This is a genomic window from Sphingomonas sp. GV3, from assembly GCF_031082075.1.
GTDB lineage: Bacteria > Pseudomonadota > Alphaproteobacteria > Sphingomonadales > Sphingomonadaceae > Sphingomonas > Sphingomonas beigongshangi.
This window is the reverse complement of the sequence record NZ_JARWLE010000001.1, coordinates 2440486-2462524: the sequence shown is the minus strand read 5'-3', so window position 1 is coordinate 2462524 and position 22039 is coordinate 2440486. Positions and strand designations below refer to the sequence as shown.

At 68.8% G+C, this 22039-nt stretch carries 25 protein-coding genes; 11 read left to right on the top strand and 14 right to left on the bottom strand.

Annotated features, from left to right (window positions below; all coding sequences use genetic code 11):
* Positions 1 to 228 precede the first annotated feature (228 nt).
* From recQ to RF701_RS11780, 3 genes are all read left to right on the top strand, one after another.
* Entirely contained in the window at positions 229 to 1995 is a 1767-nt protein-coding gene (gene recQ / locus RF701_RS11790; protein ID WP_308815051.1) for a DNA helicase RecQ, read from the top strand.
* An 82-nt stretch (positions 1996 to 2077) separates the two neighbouring features.
* Positions 2078 to 2539: a TIGR01244 family sulfur transferase gene (locus RF701_RS11785; RefSeq protein WP_203309028.1), complete on the top strand. Its 462-nt coding sequence runs from the start codon at positions 2078 to 2080 to the stop codon at positions 2537 to 2539.
* Positions 2536 to 2943, top strand: coding sequence for a hypothetical protein (locus RF701_RS11780; RefSeq protein WP_203309029.1), 408 nt, complete (start codon positions 2536 to 2538; stop codon positions 2941 to 2943). The genes RF701_RS11785 and RF701_RS11780 overlap by 4 nt, the downstream gene beginning before the upstream one ends.
* Before the next feature lie 239 nt (positions 2944 to 3182).
* Here the strand turns inward: RF701_RS11780 and RF701_RS11775 are convergent, their stop codons facing one another.
* The 4 genes from RF701_RS11775 to RF701_RS11760 form a co-directional block, all read right to left on the bottom strand.
* Positions 3183 to 4619 (bottom strand): ammonium transporter, encoded by a 1437-nt coding sequence (locus RF701_RS11775; RefSeq protein WP_308815050.1) that lies wholly within the window; start codon positions 4617 to 4619, stop codon positions 3183 to 3185.
* 11 nt (positions 4620 to 4630) lie between these two features.
* A complete protein-coding gene (locus RF701_RS11770; RefSeq protein WP_203309031.1) occupies positions 4631 to 4969 on the bottom strand; it encodes a P-II family nitrogen regulator in 339 nt (112 codons plus the stop codon).
* A gap of 142 nt (positions 4970 to 5111) precedes the next feature.
* Positions 5112 to 5312, bottom strand: coding sequence for a DUF2007 domain-containing protein (locus RF701_RS11765; protein ID WP_210357430.1), 201 nt, complete (start codon positions 5310 to 5312; stop codon positions 5112 to 5114).
* Positions 5312 to 5860, bottom strand: a complete 549-nt coding sequence (locus RF701_RS11760) for a pyridoxamine 5'-phosphate oxidase family protein (RefSeq protein ID WP_210357431.1) — start codon at positions 5858 to 5860, stop codon at positions 5312 to 5314. The genes RF701_RS11765 and RF701_RS11760 overlap by 1 nt, the downstream gene beginning before the upstream one ends.
* Positions 5861 to 5909: 49 nt before the next feature.
* Between RF701_RS11760 and RF701_RS11755 the strand changes: the two genes are divergently transcribed.
* Together RF701_RS11755 and RF701_RS11750 are read left to right on the top strand one after the other, a co-directional pair.
* Positions 5910 to 6155 carry a type II toxin-antitoxin system CcdA family antitoxin gene (locus RF701_RS11755; RefSeq protein ID WP_308815049.1) on the top strand — a complete coding sequence of 82 codons (246 nt, stop codon included), beginning with the start codon at positions 5910 to 5912 and terminating at the stop codon, positions 6153 to 6155.
* Positions 6152 to 6451 (top strand): CcdB family protein, encoded by a 300-nt coding sequence (locus tag RF701_RS11750; protein WP_210357864.1) that lies wholly within the window; start codon positions 6152 to 6154, stop codon positions 6449 to 6451. The genes RF701_RS11755 and RF701_RS11750 overlap by 4 nt, the downstream gene beginning before the upstream one ends.
* A gap of 4 nt (positions 6452 to 6455) precedes the next feature.
* On the opposite strand, the gene tldD is transcribed toward RF701_RS11750, so the two are convergent.
* Both tldD and RF701_RS11740 read right to left on the bottom strand, forming a co-directional pair.
* Entirely contained in the window at positions 6456 to 7883 is a 1428-nt protein-coding gene (tldD, locus tag RF701_RS11745; protein ID WP_308815048.1) for a metalloprotease TldD, read from the bottom strand.
* Between the two features lie 62 nt (positions 7884 to 7945).
* Entirely contained in the window at positions 7946 to 8188 is a 243-nt protein-coding gene (locus tag RF701_RS11740; RefSeq protein ID WP_210357434.1) for a zinc-finger domain-containing protein, read from the bottom strand.
* An 85-nt stretch (positions 8189 to 8273) separates the two neighbouring features.
* Here RF701_RS11740 and RF701_RS11735 point away from each other — a divergent pair, with 85 nt between their 5' ends.
* From RF701_RS11735 to nadB, 5 genes are all read left to right on the top strand, one after another.
* The gene (locus RF701_RS11735; RefSeq protein ID WP_308815047.1) at positions 8274 to 8648 is read left to right on the top strand and encodes a hypothetical protein; all 375 of its coding nucleotides are present in this window, start codon (positions 8274 to 8276) and stop codon (positions 8646 to 8648) included.
* Between the two features lie 10 nt (positions 8649 to 8658).
* Positions 8659 to 9603 carry an ABC transporter ATP-binding protein gene (locus RF701_RS11730; protein WP_203309037.1) on the top strand — a complete coding sequence of 315 codons (945 nt, stop codon included), beginning with the start codon at positions 8659 to 8661 and terminating at the stop codon, positions 9601 to 9603.
* A gap of 180 nt (positions 9604 to 9783) precedes the next feature.
* Positions 9784 to 9936, top strand: coding sequence for a DUF559 domain-containing protein (locus tag RF701_RS11725; protein WP_308815046.1), 153 nt, complete (start codon positions 9784 to 9786; stop codon positions 9934 to 9936).
* Positions 9869 to 10168, top strand: coding sequence for a DUF559 domain-containing protein (locus RF701_RS11720; protein ID WP_308815662.1), 300 nt, complete (start codon positions 9869 to 9871; stop codon positions 10166 to 10168). Before RF701_RS11725 ends, RF701_RS11720 begins: the two co-directional genes overlap by 68 nt.
* 126 nt (positions 10169 to 10294) lie before the next feature.
* Positions 10295 to 11875 (top strand): L-aspartate oxidase, encoded by a 1581-nt coding sequence (gene nadB, locus RF701_RS11715; protein WP_203309039.1) that lies wholly within the window; start codon positions 10295 to 10297, stop codon positions 11873 to 11875.
* Between the two features lie 22 nt (positions 11876 to 11897).
* Here the strand turns inward: nadB and RF701_RS11710 are convergent, their stop codons facing one another.
* From RF701_RS11710 to RF701_RS11680, 7 genes are all read right to left on the bottom strand, one after another.
* Positions 11898 to 12608 carry a GIN domain-containing protein gene (locus RF701_RS11710; protein WP_308815045.1) on the bottom strand — a complete coding sequence of 237 codons (711 nt, stop codon included), beginning with the start codon at positions 12606 to 12608 and terminating at the stop codon, positions 11898 to 11900.
* A 55-nt stretch (positions 12609 to 12663) separates the two neighbouring features.
* On the bottom strand, positions 12664 to 13404 hold the full coding sequence (locus RF701_RS11705; protein WP_308815661.1) for a head GIN domain-containing protein: 741 nt from the start codon (positions 13402 to 13404) through the stop codon (positions 12664 to 12666).
* Between the two features lie 61 nt (positions 13405 to 13465).
* The gene (locus tag RF701_RS11700) at positions 13466 to 14215 is read right to left on the bottom strand and encodes a head GIN domain-containing protein (protein WP_210357438.1); all 750 of its coding nucleotides are present in this window, start codon (positions 14213 to 14215) and stop codon (positions 13466 to 13468) included.
* A 116-nt stretch (positions 14216 to 14331) separates the two neighbouring features.
* A complete protein-coding gene (locus RF701_RS11695; RefSeq protein ID WP_115378114.1) occupies positions 14332 to 14865 on the bottom strand; it encodes a CarD family transcriptional regulator in 534 nt (177 codons plus the stop codon).
* A 252-nt stretch (positions 14866 to 15117) separates the two neighbouring features.
* On the bottom strand, positions 15118 to 15459 hold the full coding sequence (fdxA, locus tag RF701_RS11690; protein ID WP_203309042.1) for a ferredoxin FdxA: 342 nt from the start codon (positions 15457 to 15459) through the stop codon (positions 15118 to 15120).
* Between the two features lie 77 nt (positions 15460 to 15536).
* A complete protein-coding gene (locus RF701_RS11685; protein ID WP_238940790.1) occupies positions 15537 to 15857 on the bottom strand; it encodes an RNA-binding S4 domain-containing protein in 321 nt (106 codons plus the stop codon).
* Positions 15850 to 18321, bottom strand: a complete 2472-nt coding sequence (locus RF701_RS11680; protein ID WP_308815044.1) for a helicase-related protein — start codon at positions 18319 to 18321, stop codon at positions 15850 to 15852. The genes RF701_RS11685 and RF701_RS11680 overlap by 8 nt, the downstream gene beginning before the upstream one ends.
* A 313-nt stretch (positions 18322 to 18634) precedes the next feature.
* Between RF701_RS11680 and RF701_RS11675 the strand changes: the two genes are divergently transcribed.
* A complete protein-coding gene (locus RF701_RS11675) occupies positions 18635 to 20167 on the top strand; it encodes a peptidoglycan DD-metalloendopeptidase family protein (RefSeq protein ID WP_308815043.1) in 1533 nt (510 codons plus the stop codon).
* A gap of 143 nt (positions 20168 to 20310) precedes the next feature.
* Here RF701_RS11675 and RF701_RS11670 read toward each other — a convergent pair whose 3' ends face one another.
* Positions 20311 to 21996 carry a helicase HerA domain-containing protein gene (locus tag RF701_RS11670; protein ID WP_308815042.1) on the bottom strand — a complete coding sequence of 562 codons (1686 nt, stop codon included), beginning with the start codon at positions 21994 to 21996 and terminating at the stop codon, positions 20311 to 20313.
* Positions 21997 to 22039 lie beyond the last annotated feature (43 nt).

Below are 22039 nucleotides of genomic sequence, written 5' to 3'. Positions count from 1 at the left end.
GGATAGCTCCCTAGGCGTTCCTGGCGGCTCGGCATTGCTGGTGCCGGGCCGCCTTTTTTCCTGCCGGCCGCCGTGGCTCGTATGCGATCCAGCAAAGCTGGATCGGCGCGGTACCGGCCCCATCCCCCCACCCGGCCGCCCATCCAGGATACGCTGAGTGGTCGGCCCGTTGGGGGCGGGCCCAGTACCGCTTCCACGCACGTGGATGAAACTCTATATCGCCGCGCGATGGATCCCCTCCCCACCCTGCAGCGCGTCTTCGGCTTTCCGGCATTCCGGGGCGTGCAGGAGGACGTGGTCGCCCGTGTGCTCGCGGGTGAGCGGACGCTTGGCGTCATGCCGACGGGCGCGGGCAAGTCGCTCTGCTACCAATTGCCCTCGGTGATGCTCGAAGGGACGTGCGTGGTGGTGAGCCCGCTGATCGCACTGATGCACGACCAGTTGCGCAGCGCGGAGGCGGTCGGCATCCGGGCCGGTACGCTGACCAGCGCCGACGACAATCGCGCCGAGACGATCGCGCGCTTCCGTGCCGGCGCGCTCGACCTGCTCTACGTCGCGCCCGAGCGTGCCTCGTCCAGCCATTTCCGCGAGCTGCTGGGCAGCGCGAAGCTCAGCCTGTTCGCGATCGACGAGGCGCATTGCGTCAGCGAATGGGGCCATGATTTCCGGCCCGACTATCGGCTGCTCGAACCGCTGATGGACGCCTTTCCCGACGTCCCCCGCCTCGCGCTGACCGCGACCGCCGATGCGCACACCCGCGCCGACATCCTGCAACAGCTCGGCATCCCGCGCGACGGGCTGATCGTCTCGGGCTTCGACAGGCCCAACATCCGCTACAGCATCACGCCAAAGGCCAATACCAACAAGCAGATCGCCGACGTCATCGCCGCCACGCCCGGCCCCGGCATCGTCTATGCGCAGACGCGCGCCGCGACCGAGAAGCTGGCGGAGGCGCTCGCGCGCATCGGCCGGCCGACGCGCGCCTATCACGCCGGGCTGGAGCCGCACATCCGCGCGAAGAACCAGGCCGACTTCGTCGCGTCGGAGGACATGGTGATCTGCGCCACTGTCGCCTTCGGCATGGGCATCGACAAGCCCGACGTCCGCTTCGTCGTGCATGCCGGCCTGCCCAAGTCGATCGAGGCCTATTATCAGGAGACCGGCCGCGCCGGTCGCGACGGCGATCCGGCGGTGGCGCACCTGTTCTGGGGGGCGGAGGATTTCGCCCGCGCCCGCCAGCGGATCGGCGAGGTCGAACCCGAACGGCAGGCGGGTGAGCGCACGCGCCTGACCGCGCTCGCCGCATTGGTCGAGACCGCCGGCTGCCGCCGCCGCATCCTGCTGCGCCATTTCGGCGAGGAGCTGGCGGAGGATTGCGGCAATTGCGACAATTGCCTGGGCAGCCCCGACGCGGTCGATGCGACGACGACCGCCCAGAAATTCCTCTCTGCGGTGTTCCGCACCGGCCAGATGTTCGGCGCCGGCTATATCGAGCAGGTGCTGCTGGGCCAGTCCACGGACCGCAGCCTGATGAACGGACATGAGGCCCTGTCCGTCTGGGGTATCGTGCACGGCGACGAGGTCGCGCTGGTCAAGCCGGTCCATCGCGCACTGCTGCTGCGCGATGCCCTGCGCACCAACGCGCATGGCGGTCTAGAATTCGGACCGGGTGCCCGCGGTCTGCTCAAGGGCGGCGAGCGGCTGTCGCTCGTCATTCCGCCCAAGCGCCTGCGGTCGAAGAAGCGCGGCGAGGCGCCGACCGTCGCCAATCCCGCCGACCATCCGCTGTTCGAGGCCTTGCGCGCGCGTCGACGCGACATCGCCAAGGATGCCGGCGTCCCGCCCTATGTCATCTTCCACGATTCGGTGCTGCGCGACATGGCCGCGCGGCGACCGACCAGCCGGGCGGAGCTGGCGGTGCTGTCCGGCATCGGCGCGCGCAAGCTCGATGCCTATGGGGATGCCTTCCTGCAGGTGATCCGCGACGCCGCCTGACGCACGCACGTGCTAGGCAAAGGATGGCTCCAGCCACCCAATTTGGGCTGACGCCTCTCGACCGATCGCGTAAAGGCCTCGCATGGCCGACATTCGCACCATCAACGACCGCGTCAGCGTAGCACCGCAGATCACGCCGGAGGACATCGCCGCCATCAAGGCCGCCGGCTTCGTCGCGATCGTCAACAACCGTCCCGACGAGGAAGAGCCGGGGCAGCCCTCGGGCGAGACGATCCGTGCCGCTGCGGAAGAGGCGGGGCTCGCCTATGCGGCGATTCCGGTGACGCACGCCGGTTTCTCGCATCCGCAGCTCGACGCGATGGCAGCGGCGCTCGCCGCGGCCGACGGTCCGGTGCTCGCCTATTGTCGATCGGGCACGCGCAGCTGCAACCTGTGGGCGCTCGCTGCGGCGAAGGCGGGGCGCAATCCCGAACTGCTCGTGATGCAGGCGCGTGCCGCCGGCTACGACATCGGCGGGATGCGACCCACGCTGGACGCGCTCGCAGGCGCCGCCCCCTCTGCCGAGACGCCGCACGACGCATGACGGACGCCGCGCTTCCGATCGCCGCCGCCGCTGCGGGCGCGGCGGTGCCGGTGCTGGCATGTGCCTTCTGGGCATGGCGCCGCAGCCGGCCCGGACGGATCGACAGTCCGGAGGATGCCGCCGCCGCCGCCGACGCGGCGCTGGCGGGCTTCGCCACGCAGGGGGCGGTGGTGGGCGCCGACGGCGCGGGCGCGCTCGCGGTCGACGCGCGCGGGCGCGTCGCGGCGCTGCGCCGACTGGGACAGAGGGTCATGGTGCGCGAGGTCGCCTGGGGCGCCTTGCGCTCGACCCCGTCGGGCATCGTCGTCGAGACGGGCGACCGCAAGCTCGGCACGGTCACCGTTGCCGGCGTCGACGCGCTGGATATCCGCCGGCTCGCTCCGGGCGACCTGCGCAAGGGCTGAGATGCCGCGATCCGCGCGCGCCTTGGCGAAGGCGCCGCGTGGTCGGCGCACATCCGTGGCGCGCCGGCGGTGAGGGCCACACCGCCCTCGCCGTCCCGAGGGCCCTGTCATGTCCGCCGCGATGGCGCCGGGCGCGGATCGGGCAAAAAAAGACCCGGTACGTCGCCGTACCGGGTCAGGGTCGTCCGCAGGAGGAACGTCGTGGGGGGCGGGGGTCTTATGCCCCCGCGCCCGATCCGTCAGTAATTGTAGGCGCGCTCGCCATGCTCGTTGATGTCGAGGCCCTCGGCTTCGACTTCCGGCGCCGGGCGCAGACCCGTGGTCAGCTTCAGCGCGTAGAACAGGACCGCCGAGACGCCGCCCGACCAGACCAGGGTGATGACCACCGCCTGGACCTGCTTCAGGAACTGAGCACCGATGTGATAGCTGGCCGCGTCGAACGCCGCGGGGAAGACGGTATAGTCGAACACGCCCTGGCCGCCGAGCGCCGGCGAGGCGACGACCGCGGTGCCTAGCGCGCCGACGATGCCGCCGACGCAGTGGACGCCGAAGACGTCGAGCGTATCGTCATAGCCGAACTTGTTCTTCACCGTCGTGACGAAGAAGAAGCAGACCCCCGAAACGACGAAGCCGAGCACGATCGAGGTCATCGGGCCGCCGAAGCCGGACGCCGGGGTGATCGCGACGAGGCCGGCGACCGCGCCCGTCGCCGCGCCCAATAGCGACGGCTTCTTGTGCACGACCTGCTCGATCACCGCCCAGGCGACCGCCGCCGCGGCGGTGGCGACGAAGGTGTTGATGAAGGCCACCGCGGTGACGCCGTTCGCCTCCAGGTTGGATCCGGCGTTGAAGCCGAACCAGCCGACCCACAGTAGCGAGGCGCCGATCATCGTCATGGTCAGCGAGTGCGGCGGCATCGGCTCCTTCTTGTAGCCCATGCGCGGCCCCATGATCAGGCAGCCGACGAAGCCCGCGATGCCGGCGTTGATGTGCACCACCGTGCCGCCCGCGAAGTCGATCGCGCCCAGGTTGAACAGATAGCCGCCATCGGTCTTCGCGTCGGGCAGGAAGTCCGGGCCTGCCCAGTACCAGACCATGTGCGCGATCGGGAAATAGACGATCGTCAGCCAGGCGACGACGAACAGGATCAACGGCGTGAACTTCACCCGCTCCGCGAACGCGCCGACGATCAGCGCCGGCGTGATGCAGGCAAAGGTCATCTGGAAGCAGACATAGGCGAATTCGGGGATGTAGACGTTGTTGGAGAAGGTCGCGGCATAGGTCGTGCCGCTGACGCCCATCAGGAACGCCTTGGAAAGGCCGCCGAAGAAGTGGTTGTCGCCGCCCGAGGTGAAGGCGATGCTATAGCCCCAGCAAACCCAGACGAGGCTGGCGACGCTGACGATCATGAACACCTGCATCAGCACGCTGAGCATGTTCTTGGTCCGCACCAGACCGCCGTAGAACAGCGCGAGCGCGGGCACCGACATCATCAGCACCAGCGCCGACGAGATCAGCATCCAGGTCGTATCGCCCTTGTTGACCATCGTCGCCATCTGCGCGGCGGTGGGCGCCTTGATCGGGGCTGCCGCGGCGGCCTGTGCCCAGGCGGGGGCGGCGGCGAGGGTGCCGGCGAGAAGCGCGCCCGCACCCGCGAACTTTTGCGTGAGTTTCATCGATTCCCCCTTCACAGCGCCGAATCGTCGGTTTCGCCGGTGCGGATGCGCACCGCCTGGCCGACATCGAGCACGAAGATCTTCCCGTCACCGATCGCGCCGGTGTTGGCCGACGCCTGGATCGCCTCGACCACCCGGTCGGCGAGCGCGGCGGCACAGACCACCTCGATCTTGATCTTGGGCACCATGTTGGTGCTGTATTCCGCGCCCCGATAGATTTCGGTCTGCCCCTTCTGGCGACCGAACCCCTTGACCTCGGTGACCGTCATGCCCGCGACGCCGAGCGTGGTGAGCGCCTCGCGCACCTCGTCCAGCTTGAACGGCTTGATGATGGCAATGACCAGCTTCATCCATGCCCCCTCGATTGACCCGACAGGGCGCGTCGCAAACCGCGTGCCAATTGGCCTTCAGGAGGGAAGCAACCCGATCAAGGTCATTGGAACAGGTCCGTTGCGGTCAAAATAGAGGCAAGCCCGCTCCGCTGCCCGAAAATCAGGCAGCGTCGACGATCCCCCGTGCCGCGTCCAGATCGTCGGTGTCGACCATCACCCGCACCGGGATCAGCAGATAGCTGCCGTCCGCGATACTCGCGCCGCCGTCGAACGCGATCGCCGGAATGCCCTCCGCCGCCAGCCGACCGACCAGGATGTTGGCGAGGTTGCGGTCGAACCGCCCGAGCTCGGCGAGCGCCATCAGGCGGCGACCGTCGGGTTGCGCACCGGCAGGCCGTCGATGCTGTGCCCGCGCACAGCATATTTGGCGAACCGCGCCGCATCGTCGTGCGCGGCATGATATTTGGACAGTGTCTGCCGCTCGCGCTCGAACGCCATATGGGGCACGCCCCAGCCGCACGAGGTCTGCACGCTTTCCACCTCGACGACGAAGATCTGCCGCGTGCCGGGCAGTAGCGTAAAGGCCGCCGCGGTCGCCATCCAGTCGACGTCCTGCGGCAGCACCGCCCGCCCGCGCCCGTACAGACGCAGGATCAGCGCCGGATTGTCGAAGGCGCAGAACATGATCGTGATCCGCCCGTCCGCCGCGAGATGGGCGTTCGTCTCGTTCCCCGACCCCGCGACATCGAGATAGGCGACCTGATCAGTCGCAAGGACACGAAAGCTGTCCATCCCCTTGGGGCTGAGGTTGATCCGCGCCCCCTCTGCCGCGGTCGCGACGAAGAACACGGGTTGGCGCGCGATGAAGGCAGCGTGATCCTCGGTGATGGCGGGAAAGAACTGGGACATGGCCGGCTCCGATTGACGCGCATCATCCATGCGCATAGCCTCTGCGCGCATGAAGCACGATCCGGTCGCCTCGGGCAAGCGCAAGTCCGTTAACCTATCGCTCGACACGGGCATCGTGGCGATGGCGAGGGAGGTCGGCATCAACCTGTCCCAGGTCAGCGAGGCGGCCATCCGCGAGGCTACCCGGAAGGCGAAGGCAGCCCGCTGGCAGGAAGAGAATGCCACCGCCATCCAGGGCTGGAACCGCTGGTACGAAGAGAACGGCAACCCGTTGGAAAAATATCGCACGTGGTGACCGCACAATTCGATGTCTATCGGTTGCCCGATGGCATCCAGGTCGTCGACGTGCAGTCCCCGCTCGCGTCTGTTCACGCCACCCGGCTGGTCCTTCCCTTGATCGCACCAACGGACGGAGCCGCCGTGGTCCAGCGTCTCAATCCGCTGGTGACATTGAACGGGGAGCATTGGCTTCTCGCGACGCACTTCGCGACGACGGTCGACGCCCGGCTGCTGCGCACACCCGTCGGTTCGTTGGCCGATCAGGAATGGACGATCAAATCCGCGCTCGATTTTCTTCTGAACGGCTTCTGACCCCTCACGCCGCCGTCCCGCCCACCGTCAGCCCCTCGACCAGCAGCGTCGGCTGTCCGACACCGGCTGGCACGCTCTGCCCGCCCTTGCCGCACACCCCGATGCCCTCGTCGAGCGCGAAATCGTTGCCGATGCCCGTCACCTTGGTCAGTACGGTCGGCCCGTCGCCGATCAGCGTCGCGCCCTTGATCGGCGCGCCGAGCCGGCCGTCCTCGATTCGATAGGCCTCGGTGCACGAAAAGACGAACTTGCCGGACACGATGTCGACCTGTCCGCCGCCGAAGCTCTTGGCGAAGATACCCGACTTCACGCGGCCGAGCAGCTCCGCCGGATCGTCGTGGCCCGCCTTCATGAAGGTATTGGTCATCCGCGGCATCAGCGCATGCGCGAAGCTTTCGCGCCGACCGTTGCCCGTCGCAGCGACGCCCATCAGCCGGGCGTTCAGCCGGTCCTGCATATAGCCTTTGAGGATACCGTCCTCGATCAGCACCGTTTCGCGCGTCGGCGTTCCCTCGTCGTCGATCGACAGCGATCCGCGCCGATCGGGGATCGAGCCGTCGTCGACGATGGTGATGCCCGGCGCGGCGACGCGATCGCCGATCCTGCCCGAGAAGGCGCTGGTGCCCTTGCGGTTGAAGTCGCCCTCCAGCCCGTGGCCGATCGCCTCGTGCAGCAGGACGCCGGGCCAGCCCGGCCCGAGCAGCACGGTCATCTCGCCCGCGGGCGCCGCGACCGATTCGAGATTGACCAGCGCCTGCGCCAGCGCCTCGTCGATCGCGCGGTTCCAGGTGGCCGGATCGACCAGCCGATCATAGAGATATCGGCCGCCGATCCCGAAGCTGCCCGTCTCGCGCCGGCCGTTCGCCTCCGCGACGATCGACACGTTGAGCCGCACCAGCGGGCGCACGTCGGTCGCGACGAATCCGTCGGGGCGGACGATCTCGACCACGCTCCAGCTGCCCGACAGGCCGACGGAGACCTGCGCGACGCGCGGGTCGCGCGCGCGCGCCGCCGCATCGATCGTCTGGCACAGGTTCACCTTGTCGGCGAACGGCACCAGATCGAGCGGATCGGCGTCGGTATAGAGCCGGTGGTTGGTCCCCTGCGGCGCAGGCGCCCGCGCCGCCGTCGAGGGATCGATCAGCGCCATCGTCTCGCCGGCGCGCCGGATCGCCGCCTCGCTCAGCTCGTTGGCATGAGCGAATGCGGTCATTTCCCCCGACACGGCGCGCAGGCCGAAGCCGGCCCCCGTGTCATAGCTCGCCGTCTTGAGCCGGCCGTCGTCGAAGCCGAACGCCTCCGACCGGCGATATTGCAGGTAGAGCTCGCCGTCGTCGGCACGGCCGAGCGCCTCGGCGGTCAGACGCTGGGCGGCCTCCGGCGTCAGCTTGTCGCGGTACAGGAACGAGCGGGGATCGGCGGAGGCGGTCATGCCTCCAATATAGGGATGCATACCCTTTAGGCTAGCGGGCGCGGCCCTCTTCGCCCGGACGCTTATCGCACGCTGGGGCTGGCGCCTTCCGAGATATCGGGAAGCGTCGCCGGGTCGACGCCGTCGGCGGGGCCACCGATCAGCACGAAGCGACGGTCGCAATAGCCGCAGTCGATATAGCCATGCTCGTCGATCTGCAGGAAGACGCGCGGATGGCCGAGTGCGGCCCCGCCGGGAATGTCGGTGGCGCCGTCGCAGGCGACGCGGCGTTGGGAGACACGGACGACTTCGGGCGGAGCGATCATGCCTGACGATTAGCAATCAAGACGGGCAGCGACAACTGGCTAGCGGCGTCCGCCCGGGTTATGCGCAAGCCATGCGCCATCCGACATGGGTCAGCACGACTCTCGGTCTCTACGTAATCTGCTTCGGCGCGGCGCCTTCAACCATGCGCGCGATTTCCTGGCGCGCGGTTCACGGCCCTATGCGTTCGTGCCGTTGCCGCTCGAACTCTTCTGGTCGGCGTTGCTGCCGCTCGACCTCGCCGTCATCATTTTGCTGTCCTGCGGCTGCCGGCGTACCGGCCTGACGCTGGCCGCCGCGATCATGCTCGTGGACGTGACGGCGAATAGCCATGCGGTCTGCTCCTATGGCTGGGATGTCGGCGCCGCGCTGCAGCTACAGACGCTGTTTCTCGGCTTCGTGCTCGGATCGCTGCCGTTCCTCTGGCCGCGGGGACTTGGCCGCCCCTTCCGAAACGCCTAACCGAAGCGGCATGACCGAGCCTCTCGAAGCCGCCATCTCGATCCGCGACATGTGCAAGACCTATGCGGGGGTGAAGGGTGGCCCGCCCAAGCAGGCGCTCGACGGGGTGACGTTCGACGTGCCGCGCGGCCAGATCTTCGGCCTGCTCGGCCCCAACGGCGCCGGCAAGTCGACGCTGATCAACATCCTCGCCGGTCTGGTCAACAAGACGAGCGGGTCGGCGAGCATCTGGGGCTTCGACATCGACGAACACCCCCGCAACGCCAAGGCGTCGATCGGGATCGTCAATCAGGAGATCCTGTTCGACCCGTTCTTCACGCCGGTCGAGACGCTTGAGATTCAGGCGGGCCTGTACGGCGTGCCCAAGGCGGCGCGGCACAGCATGGACCTGCTGCGCGCGGTGCATCTGGAGGACAAGGCGAACGCCTATGCCCGCACCCTGTCGGGCGGCATGAAGCGGCGGCTGATGGTCGCCAAGGCGATGGTCCATTCGCCGCCGGTGCTGGTGCTCGACGAGCCGACGGCGGGCGTCGACATCGAGTTGCGCCAGCAGCTCTGGGCTTATGTCCGCCAGCTCAACCAAGCGGGTGTCACGGTCGTGCTGACCACGCACTACCTCGAGGAAGCCGAGGAGCTGTGCGACCGGATCGCGATCATCAACCAGGGACGTCTGGTCGCGAACGAACCGACGCGCGAGCTTGTCGGCAAGGCGCAGGAAAAGCTGGTCGCGGTCACCGTCGACCGCGACCTGACCCAGGCGCCGGCGGCACCGTGTTTCGAGAAGATCGTGCTGAAGGGCGCGCGGACGCTGGAAATCACCTACAGCAAGGACAAGGTCAACGCCGGCGAGGTCCTGGCGGCGGTGACGCGGGAAGGCCTGGGCATCGTCGACGTCACGACGCGCGAGGCGGATCTTGAGGACGTGTTCCTCAGCCTGACGCGATCGCATGGGTGAGCGAGGGGCACCACGACCACGACCAACGCTCCGCCCGCAAGCTGGAGGGGCTGCTACTTCGTTCCCGCGCCCGCTCTCGCTTGCAGGAGAGGCACATTCTTCTTCCCTCCCGCCTGCGGGAGGGGCGTCCTCTTCTTCTCCCCTCCCGCCTGCGGGAGGGGTTGGGGGTGGGCCTGAGTGATGCCCGAATGGACGCCCCGCAATACCGCCCGTGCAAGGGAACTCCGCAACCAGGCAACGCCAGCCGAACGCATGCTCTGGCAGCATATCGGCGCCGGCAAGCTCGGCGCCAAGTTCAGCCGCCAGATGCCGCTGGGGCCGTATTTTTTGTGACTTCCTGTGCCGGCGATGGAAGCTGGTCGTCGAACTGGACGGCGAATCGCACCTATCCGGCCAGGACGACCTGCAGCGCGACCTCTACATGATCGGCCAGGGATATCGGGTCCTGCGCTTCACCAACGCGGTAGTGCTCGGTAATGCGGAAGGCGTAATCTCCGTCATCATCGCGGCGCTTGCCGACGGGCCCACCCCCACCCCCTCCCGCATGCGGGAGGGGAGCCGGTGACGTGATCCCCGCCGGAAGCGACCATCCCAAAGTCCGGCACCGCTGCCGCCATCACCGCCGCGCCTGCGGACAGGCCCGATCCCACCCTCTCCCGCAGGCCGGAGAGGCGTGTATAGCGTTCCCTCGATGACCCAGTCCGACATCCTCATCATCGGCTCCGGCGCCGCCGGGTTGACCGCGGCGCTCACCCTCGCCCCGCGCTTCCGCGTCACCGTGCTGGCGAAGGGCGCGCTTAACGACGGGTCCACCGCCTGGGCGCAGGGCGGGATCGCCGCGGTTCTCGAACCGGGCGATACGTTCGACCATCATGTCGAGGACACGATGGTCGCGGGCGCCGGACTCAACGACCGCGACGTCGTCGAGTTCGTCGTCGAGCACGCGCCCGCCGCGATCGAGCGGCTGATCGGGCTCGGCGTGCCTTTCGCCACGGAAGGCAACGCCTTGCACCTGACGCGCGAGGGCGGCCATTCGCACCGCCGCATCGTGCATGTCGCCGACGCCACCGGCTGGGCCGTGCAGGAGGCGCTGCAGCGGGCGGCGGAGTCGCATCCCAACATCACGCTGGTCCCGGACCAGGTCGCGATCGACCTCGCCACCAGCCGGCACGAGGAACGCTATTCGGGCGCGGGCAATGTCTGGGGCGTCTATGCGGTCGACCGGCGCACGGGCGACGTGAACCTCTATACCGCCAAGGCGACGATCCTCGCCACCGGCGGCGCGGGCCGCACCTATCTCTTCTCCACCGCGCCGCGCGGGGCGACGGGGGATGGGATCGCGATGGCATGGCGGGCGGGCTGCCGCGTCTCCAACATGGAGATGATGCAGTTCCACCCGACCTGCCTGTACAATCTCGAGGTCAAGAACTTCCTGATCACCGAGGCCGTACGCGGCGAGGGCGGCCGGCTGATCAACCCGACCACGGGCAAGCGCTTCATGGCCTATTATGACGCGGTCAGGATGGAGCTGGCGCCGCGCGACGTCGTCGCCCGCGCGATCGACGCGGAGATCAAGCGATACGGCCTGGACTATGTTCACCTCGATATCAGCCACATGCCCGCCGACTTCGTGCGCGGCCATTTCCCCAATATCCACGAAAAGCTGATCGGCCTCGGCATCGACATGACGACGCAGCCGATCCCCGTCGTCCCGGCGCAGCATTATACCTGCGGCGGCATCGTCATCGACCGCGACGGGCGGACCGACCTGCCGGGCCTCTACGCGGCCGGCGAATGCACCGAAAGCGGGCTGCACGGCGCCAATCGCCTCGCCTCGAACTCGCTGCTCGAATGTTTCGTGTTCGGCGAGGCGTGCGCCAATCACATCGCCGCGCATTGGGACGCGCTACCCCCGGTGCCGAAGATCCGCCCCTGGGACGAAAGCCGCGTCACCGATTCGGACGAGGAGGTGGTGATCAAGCAGAACTGGACGGAGATCCGGCGGTTCATGTGGAATTACGTCGGCATCGTGCGCACCACCAAGCGGCTGGAACGCGCGCAGCACCGCATCGCGATGCTGACGGAGGAGGTCGCCGATTACTACGGCCATTTCCGCGTGACGCCCGACCTCATCGAACTGCGCAACCTGCTCCAGACCGCCGAGCTCATCGTCCGCTCGGCGCTGCACCGCCACGAAAGCCGCGGCCTGCACTATACGCGCGACTGGCCGGAAACCCTGCCCGAGGCGGTCGACACCGTGCTCGTGCCGTGACGACCCACGTCCGTCCCGCGCGCTAGCGGGTCCCCGCGCCGCATGTCACGGTTCCCGCCGGCTGTCCGATCAGGCGGCATTTGGGCTGGCCCGCGACGCTGACCGTGCCGAGTCCCGCGTTGGACACGGTCGCCGTATAGCGCGCCCGCGCGGTGATCGCGCCCGATCCGGCGAGGTAGACCTTGGCGTCCCCCGCATCGACACCGCCCGCATCGATGGTGCCCGTCCCGCTCGCGGTCAGCCGCGCCGCCGCCACCTTGCCAGCCCCGATGCGGATCTGCCCGTCGCCGATCAGCTGGACACCCAACTGGTCCGCCGTCACCGTATCGACCGCGATCCGCCCGCCGCCGCCGAGCGCCACGTCGACGCGCGCGGCCGCCATGCGCGTCACGCTGACCTCCGCCCCACCGCTCGCCGAGACCGATGCGAGCGCGGGCGTCGTCAGCGCGACCGTCACCGGCCCGCCCGCATCGGCGCGCCGCTCCGCCCAGTCCGTGCCCCCGGCGCGCCGCAGCACCAGCGTGCCGCCGTCCGCGCGCAGTTCGACGCCGTCGAGGCCGCCCGCACCGCGCACCGTCGCACCCGGCGAGGCCCCCGTCGCGATCGTGACGCGATAGGGACCTTCGACCCGCACGCGCTCGAAGCTGCCGAGGCCGATGCGCCGCTCCTCCGCAACCGCGGGGGTCGACAGCGACAGGAGGACGACAAGCGGCAGGAGGGTGTGGGCGGTCATGCCGGCCACGGTCGCATCATGCGCGACCGCCGACAAGCCGTGCCGCGACCGGCCTTCAGCGTTCGGTCGCCATGCTCCCGCATTGCACCGTGCCCGATCCCAGCTTCGACACCCTGCAACGCGCCGACGCGCCGAGCGTGACGTCGCCCGAACCGATCATGTTCACCTTGGCATCGCCGGCGACCGATGCACGCACGTCGCCCGAACCGGCGATCGACACCTCCGCGGACTGCGCCTTCAGCCCCGCCGCGTCGAGGCTGCCCGATCCGGCGATCGATACGCGCAACTGCTTGATCCCGCCGCCCGCATGGACGTCGCCCGATCCCGCGATCGACAGCGTCGCGGCATCGGTCGCGAGCGCGGCGATGTTGAGATCGCCCGATCCCGCCAGCGTGCCCTCGAAGCTGCCGCCCTCGATACGGTCGACCGCCATCGTTCCCGATCCCGCCAGCGTCGCGGCGGCGAGGCGCGGCATCGTCACATAGACCTTCACCGCATCCTTGCGGCTGCTCCACCCGATCAGCGTGCGCTGGCGCCGGCCGATCACCAGCGTGTCGCCGTCGCGCGCGATGCGCAGCGTATCGAGTTCGCCGCCCGGCCCCTCCGCACGCACGGAAAAGCCCGTGCCGACGCGCACGTCGACATCGTCGCCGCCCTTCAGCAGGAGTCCGGTAAAGTCGCGCGCGGCATAGGTACGCGACGTGCCGCCGCCCGAGGCGGCGACCTCGTCACCCGTCTCACGCGCCGAACAGGCGCCAAGAACGCCCGCCACCATCAGGATCGCCACCGTCCGCATCACCGTTCCTCCCTGCGTGTATTGGTTTTATAATACACGCAGGGATTGTGCGCAAGCGTACTCAGCGGCCGCAGCGCACCGTGCCGCTGCCCACTTTGCTGATCGAGCAGCGGGCCTGCGAACCAAGGTCGACGCTGCCGCTGCCCGCCAGAGAGACGTCCGCGGATCCGACGACGGTGACATGCACATTGCCCGAACCGCCGACCGACACGCTCGCGCGCGCGGCGCGCAGCCCGGGCGCGTCCACGCCGCCCGATCCGCCGACGTTCGCCGTCAGCGCCCCGACCTGGCCGGCGGTGGCGATCGATCCCGATCCGCCGACGTTGAGGTCCGCGTTGCGCGCCTCCAGCCGGTCGACGCGCAGGCCGCCGGATCCGCCGACGCTCAGCGACACCGAGTCGCCTTCGGCGCGATCGAGCCGCATCTGTCCCGATCCGCCGACTGCCGCACTGGACAGTCTGGGGAGCGTCACGCGCACCACGATCTGCTTCTGCAGCGCACCGTCGTCGCGCCCGTCGTACCGGCGCCCCAGTTGCAGCGTGTGCCCCTCGACCGCGACGCGGAAATTGGCGAGCGCGGCCGCCGGCCCCTCGACCAGGACAGACCAGGCCGGACCATGGCGGACCTCGACGCGGGCGGCCCCGCCCAGCGAGACGCCGTCGAACCCGCGCGCGCCGGGATAGACGAAACCGGCGCCCTGGCGCTGGCCGGCAAGTCCGGGGCCACGATCGCGCTCCGCAGCGTCGGTGCCGGCGAGTGGCGCCGCAAAGGGCAACGCGATCGACAGAAGCAAGGTCACGGCACGCGTCATGGTCGGTCTCTCCAACTGTTGTATTGCCCTAATACAGCCGACAATTACGTGCGTAAACGAAAAAAGGCGGCCCCACCGGGACCGCCCTTTTTCTGCTTGGCAGAAGGGATGCCGGATCAGGCCGGCACCTTCTCCTTGTTGTAGATCGCGGCCGCGGCGCGCAGGATCTCGAGGATCTTCTCCTGCGCCTTCGGTTCGTCGATCTGCTCCATGGCGGCGAGCTCGCGCGCCAGGCGGCTGCACGCGGCCTCGAAGATCTGCCGCTCGGAATAGCTCTGCTCGGGCTGGTCGTCGGCCCGGAACAGATCGCGCACGACTTCGGCGATCGACGCCAGGTCGCCCGAGTTGATCTTCGCCTCATATTCCTGCGCCCGGCGCGACCACATGGTCCGCTTGACCTTGGGCTTGCCCTTCAGCGTCTCCATCGCCTCGCGCATGGTCTTGTCCGACGACAATTTGCGCATGCCGACCGACTCGGCCTTGTTGGTCGGAACGCGCAGCGTCATGCGCTCCTTCTCGAAGCGGAGGACATAGAGCTCCAGGCTGGTCCCGGCGATCTCCTGCTTCTGCAGCTCGATCACACGGCCGACGCCATGCTTCGGATAAACAACGTAATCACCGACATCGAAGGACAATGCCTTGGCAGCCATGAACGGGCCTTTCTACAAAGTCCCATCACCCGCAAAGGAAAGCCGCCCGGCCCCGAAGGAAAGATCCGTGGAGCCAAACGGCGCGAGGATGGTTGGTACGAACGTCTCCGGCGGGCGGCGCGCTAGGTCGCGCCCGTCACGGACCATTTAACACGCTCGCAACAAAATTACCAGTGCAGATGAGGCAGATCGCCTGTCCGATCGCTGGATCGGGTCAAAAAAATTGGCTGTTCCGTGCCGCCGCGGCCAAGCTCAGTCGCCCTTGCCGGGCTCCGGCGAGAAGAACTTGTCGTACTTGCCTTCGACACCCTTCATCGCATCCGCATCGGGCGGGGTCTGGTCGAGCTTGCGCGTGACGTTCGGCCATTGCGCGGAGAAAGTGCTGTTGAGTTCCAGCCACTGTTCCAGACCGCTCTCTGTATCGGGCAGGATCGCCTCGGCCGGGCATTCCGGTTCGCAAACGCCGCAATCGATGCATTCCGACGGGTTGATGACGAGCATGTTCTCGCCCTCGTAGAAGCAGTCGACCGGACATACCTCGACACAGTCCATATACTTGCAGCGGATGCAGGCATCGGTGACGACGTAGGTCATGGGGACTCCCTCGCGCGCCCGAATGGCGGGCGTCTTGTTCACGAACGGCCGGCTGCTATGCCGCGTTCCGCCCCGCGTCAATCGATCGCGGCGGCTTGCGAGAGGTTCGCAGCATCGCCAGCGACGAGATCCTGGTAGCAGGAGCGCGCTTCCGGCGCCGGCCCGCGACGCGCGGGCAGGGCCTCCACGCGCAGCACGCGCACCTCGCCATGCAGCGCGAAGGTCAGGATATTGCCGACACGCACTGGCGCATGCGCACGGTCGATCGCACGCCCGTCGATCCGCAGATGGCCGTCGCTCGCCATCGCCTGCGCCCGCTCCCGCGTCTTGGCGAGCCGGACGAACCACAGGAAGCGGTCGAGCCGCATCGTGCCGCCGCCTGGCCCGCCGTCAACCATGGTGCCGCCATCCCGCCAGCGCCGCGAATGCGCCGGTCGGCACCGGCGTCGGCCGCGCCGCCGCACGCGGCGCACGCCGACCCCGCCAGACCCAGCCCGGCTCCGCACCGCGCGCCGGTTGAAACCCGAGTTCCGCCATCAACCGCGCGACCGTCGCGGATTCGAGCCCCATCGAGGTCGCCAGCGCCGGATCGGGTGCGAAAGGCTTGCGACCCTCGCGTGCGTCATGGGCGGCCCGCGCGATCCGCTCGACCAGATCGATGCGCACCGCCTGCGCACCGAGGGGCCGGAACCCCGCCGCCGGCACGGCGCCCGCCGCGCCGCGCGCCAGCACCGTTGCCCCCTCCCGCGCCAGCGCCGGCGCGGCACCGCGCAGGCCCAGCAGCGTCCGCCGCCATCCCGCCGCCGCGGGCTTGAGCAGGCGCGGGTCGAACAGGTCGAGCGCGCCGATCGTCACGCCCGCCTTGCGCAAACGCTTGCGCTCCTCCGATGACAGCGCGGCGAGCGGCTCATGCAGCGCGAGGCGGGGCGAGAGGCCGCCGACCGCCTCCAGTTCGCCGGCGACGACGCGCAGGTGAGGCGTCGCGCCCGCGTCGCGCGCGATGTCCGCCAGTGCGACCAGCGCGGGCACGCGCTTCGCCAGCATCGCCGAAAGCCATGTCTGCAGCCGCGCCTGCACCGCCATACGCGGCGCCTTGTCGAGGCAGTCGAGATCACGGTCGAGCTTCAGTTGCGGCCGCGCCAGCGACGGGCCGGCAACCAGCCGCGCGACGACATGACCCTGCCACGACACCGCGTCATCCGTCAGGGAGAAGGCGGCATCCTCCGCCGCGACCAGCGCCTCGGCCCGCCGCCCGCGCTCGCCGACCAGCCTTTTCTCGGCCGCGGCGAGCAGCAGCCGGCGGTCGCCCGCGCGCGCGGCGGGATCGACGGTGAAGCGGAAACCGTCCAGCCGGCCGATCGCATGATCCTCGACCAGCACCTCGCCCTCCGGGCCGATCGTCACCGGCAGGACGCCCGCGTCGGCACCGATCTGGCGGATGAGCGCCGTCGTACGCTTGTCGACGAACCGTTGGGTCAGGCTCGCGTGCAGGCCGTCGGACAGGCGCTCCTCGATGCTCCGCGTCCGCTCCGCCCACAGCTGCGGTTCCGCCAGCCAGTCGGCGCGATGGGCGATATAGGCATAGGTGCGGATCGCCGCGATCCGTCCCGCGATCGTCTCGACATCCCCCGCGATCGTGTCGAACCGCGCGATCTCGTCGGCGAACCACTGATGCGGCACGACCATGCGCCCCTCGGACAGATAGCCGAACAGCCGCGCGACGAAGCGGGCATGGGGATCGAGGCCGAGCTTGCGGAAATCGGGCAATCCGCAGGCGGCCCACAGACGCTTGACCATCGCGCCGCCGCGCGCGCGGTCACGGACCCAGGCCTCGTCCGCCAATCGCTTCAGCACCGCCAGGTCCATCGCCTGCGGGGCCGCGATCAGGACGCCTGGCTCCGGCCGCCGTTCCAGGCTGGCGATCAGCGCATCGACGCTCGAGAAGTCGGGCGTGCCGCTGCGCCAGTACATATGCTCGATCGGCTTGAAGCGATGCTCCTCGATCGCCAGCACCTCTTCGGGCAGGAAGGCACCGGGGCCCTCCTCGGTGATCGCACCGAAGGTGCCGTCACGCTGGTGGCGCCCGGCGCGGCCCGCGATCTGCGCCATTTCCGCCACTGTGAGCCGCCGCTGCCGCCGCCCGTCGAACTTGGACAGGCCAGCGAAGGCGACATGCGCGACATCCATGTTGAGGCCCATGCCGATCGCGTCCGTGGCGACGAGGTAATCCACCTCGCCCGCCTGGAACATCGCCACTTGCGCGTTGCGCGTGCGCGGCGACAGCGCGCCCATCACCACCGCCGCCCCGCCGCGCAGCCGGCGCAGCATCTCGGCGACGGCATAGACCTCCTCCGCGCTGAACGCGACGATCGCGGAGCGTTTGGGCAGGCGGCTGATCTTCTTGGCCCCGGCGTAGGTGAGCCTGGAGAAGCGCGGGCGGCCGATGATCTCCGCATCGGGCACGAGCGCGCGCACCATCGGCCGCAGCGCTTCCGACCCGAGGATCATCGTCTCCTCGCGCCCGCGTCGGCGCAGCAGGCGGTCGGTGAAGACGTGGCCGCGTTCCGGATCGGTGCCCAGCTGCGCCTCGTCCAGCGCAACGAAGGCCGCGTCGTGCTCGGGCATGCTTTCCGCGGTGCAGAGAAACCAGCGCGCATTGGGGGGAACGATCTTTTCCTCGCCCGTCACCAGCGCGACCTTGTCCGCGCCCTTCTGCGCGACGACGCGATCGTAGACCTCCCGCGCCAGCAGGCGCAGCGGAAACCCCATGATGCCGCTCGAATGGCCGCACATCCGCTCGACCGCCAGGTGGGTCTTGCCGGTATTGGTCGGTCCCAGGACCGCGGTGACGCCACCTGACATGTCCGCAACATCGGCATTCGCGCGGACGAACGCAATAACGCAAAGCTACCCGTCACCGCCGGTCCGGATGATCGGGACGATCGACGCGTCCGCGCCGGCGAGCGGCGGCGGTGCCGGCGGCCAGGCGCGTGTCGCCAGGCCGGACGCTCGCTTCCGCGGGGTTTCGAGCCGCCGCAGGTCGACCACAATCCATCGCAGCGAAGCGCCGGGGATCGGCCGGTTAATTTGACTTTAGCACGTCATCCCCACAACGCTTCATCCCACGCCGGGGGGATAGCGCGGCGATCGAAGGGCTTTTTGGGGCGTCGCACGCGTGTTCCTGCGCAACGATCAGGGTCTGGAACTTGCCGGTGGCGGTGCATCGCGCACGCCGCCAGGCCTCGCGGCATCCGCGCCGCGTGGCCCGGCACCGGCCTCGCTGCTCGCCCGCCTTCATGCCGCCGTGCTCGATGCGACGCACGACGTCGATTGGGTCCCCGACCTCGGGTCGCAGATCGGCAGCCGCCAATGGTGGCGCGGACTGGGCACGCTCGGCGGCCTGATCGCTGCGGCGTGGGTGCTGTCGCCCGGGCTCGACCGTCCGTTGGTCGGCGCCGTGCCCGCGCCGCTCGCCGGCACGGCGTGGGAGGAAACGCGCGCCCAGGGCATCGCGCCGCTCGCCTGGGGCGCCGACACCGGTCGGCGCATGGCGGCGAGCGACCTCGTCGCGCCGCTCGCGGAGGCGCCGGAGCGGCCGCAGGTCGAGCTCAGCGCGACGCTGGGAGAGGGCGACGCGCTGGACCGCGTCCTCGTCAGGGCGGGCGTCGGTCGAACGGATGCGCGCGCCGCCGCCGAGCTTATCGGCCAGACCACGGATATCGACTCGATCGCGCCCGGCACGCGCATCGCGCTCACGCTCGGCCGGCGTCCGAACAGGACGGTCGCGCGCCCGCTCGACAAGCTCGCGATGCGCGCGCGGTTCGACCTCAACGTCACCCTCAATCGCGCTGGTGACGGCCTGGCGCTGACGCGCCAGCCGATCGCGATCGACGCCACGCCGCTGCGGATTCAGGGACTCGTCGGGTCCAGTCTGTACCGTTCGGCGCGCGCCGCCGGTGTGCCTGCGCGTATCGTGGAAACGTATATCAAGGCGCTCGCAACCCGTCTGTCGATCGGCCGCGACGTTCATGCCGCCGACACGTTCGACCTGATCGTCGAGCGCGAACGCGCGGCGACCGGCGAAGTGCGGCTCGGCAAGCTGCTGTTCGCCGGCATCGACCAGAGCCGCCGCGCGGTACAGCTCGTTCGCTGGCAGCAGGGCAATGGCGACGACGATGGCGCCGATGGGGATCACCCCACCTGGTTCGACGCCAACGGCCAGGCGGAACGCCACGGTACGATGGGCATGCCCGTCGCCGGACGCATCACCTCATCCTTCGGCCTGCGCATGCACCCGCTGCTCGGCTTCATGCGCATGCACAAGGGGCTGGACATCGGTGCGCCCTATGGCGCCCCGATCTACGCGGTGCTGGACGGCACCGTGCAATCCGCCGGCCGCTCCGGCGGCTATGGCAATTTCGTCAAGCTCGCCCACCCCGCAGGCCTCGCCAGCGGCTATGGCCATATGAGCCGCATCGCGGTGGCGCGCGGCCAGCATGTCCGCCAGGGGCAGGTGATCGGCTATGTCGGCTCGACGGGCTTGTCGACCGGCCCGCACCTCCATTGGGAAGTGTGGCGGAACGGACAGACGATCAATCCGCGATCGATCTCCTTCGCCACGACCCAGACGCTATCGGGTCCCGAGCGCCGTCGGTTCCGCAACTGGGTCGCGGGGCTACTTTCGGTCCGGGTCGACCACGCCGGCTGATCGGCGATCAGGTCGGCGGCGTAAGGAAGACGCCGCCCACATTGCGATGCCACCGATCTGCAGCGTTCCGACATCGCTTCCGTCGAAACGGTGAGGGTCGGCACCGCCCCCAGGCACGTGGATCAGAATCGGTGGATCAGGCCCTAGCGCCCCTGCGCACGCCAACGCCGGATCGTGCGCTCCAGGATCGAATCCTCGCCGCCCGCATCGCGCCACAGCTGCGAGAAGAGCGGATCGCCCGATGCCGGACGCTTGCTTTCTTCCAGAGCATCGAAACTGACGCGGATCGGTATCGACACGCCCTCGCCGCAGACGATGCACTCGCGGTTGCGCAGCGCCGGAATGGCGTCGAGGAACCCGCGTGCGCCCTCGGGCATCGCCGCGCGAACGAAGGCCTGGTCGCGCTCGTTGTTGAGCCGCATGGCGATGATCGTGCCGCATTGCGACAGCACGCCCTCCTCAAGATCGGAGGGCCGCTGCGTGATCAGCCCGAGGCTGACGCCATATTTACGGCCTTCCTTGGCGATGCGCCCGAGGATGCGACCGACGGCGGTACCCTTTTCGTTGCGCCCGGCGGGAATATAGCGGTGCGCTTCCTCGCAAACGAGCAGGATCGGCCGTTGCGGCTCGTTGCGCGACCAGATCGCATAGTCGAACGTCATGCGGCTGAGCACCGCGACGACGACGGCGGTGATTTCCGACGGTACGCCCGATACGTCGACGATGGAGATCGGCCGGCCGTCCCCCGGCATCCGGAAGATCCGCGCCAGGAAATCCGCCATCGTGTCGGCGACCAGCATGCCCGAGAACATGAACGAATAGCGCGGGTCGGCCTTGACCTCGTCGATCTTGGTCTTGAGGCGCAGATAGGGCGCGGTATCGCCGGCGCGGTCCAGCTTGCCCATCTCGGCCTGGATCAACTGCGTCAGGTCGGAAAGAAGATAGGGGATCGGCGCGTCCACGGTCAGCTTGGCGATCTCCTGCCCGAGCCGGTTCTTGGCGCGAGCGGCCAGCAGGCATTTGGCGAGGATATCGGCATCGATCTGCCGCTCGGCGCCGGCACTGGTGACGAAGACCTCGCAATGCTCTTCGAAATTCATCAGCCAGTACGGCATGGCGAGGTTGCCGACATCGAAGATCGCGCCGGAGTGGCGAAAGGCCGCGGCATATTCGCCATGCGGGTCGATCATCACCACATGGCCCTGCGGCGCCATCTGGCAGATGCGGTGAAGGATCAGCGCGGCCGCGGTCGACTTGCCGGTACCAGTCGATCCGACGAGCGCGAAATGCTTGCCGAGCATGGCATCGATATACAGCGCCGCGCGCACGTCGCGGGTGGGATGGACGTGGCCGACCTCGACATGCGGTTGATCGGCCGCCGAATAGATCTGGCGCAGATCGGCGGTGCTGATCGGGAATACCTCGCATCCCGGCACCGGGTAGCGCGTGACGCCGCGCCGGAAATTGTAGAGCTTGCCGGTCAGGCGCTCCTCGTCGCCCTCCCCTAAGAAGTCGATGTCCGCCGCGACCCAGTCCTGGCCGACGCCCTGCTGCAGCGACAGGCTGCGGACACTTGCGATCAGCCAGGCGCCCGCAACGCGCATCTTGATCTGACCGCCGACCTGTCCGGCGGCCGCAATGACCGGATCGCCATCCGCGCTGACGAGATCGAGGCTCGCTCGATCGAGCAGAACGCGGCTGCCGCTGCCGCCGACGGACGTGACGCACCCGATGGGAGTCAGGGGACCCGATCCGCCGCGTAGCGCCGCCGCCCCATAGCCCAGGGGAACGGCGTTCTCGAACGCACGCGGGCCAGGCATCTCACTCATCACATCGCGCCTCTAAGCATATCGGACCGAGGCTATGCCCGCG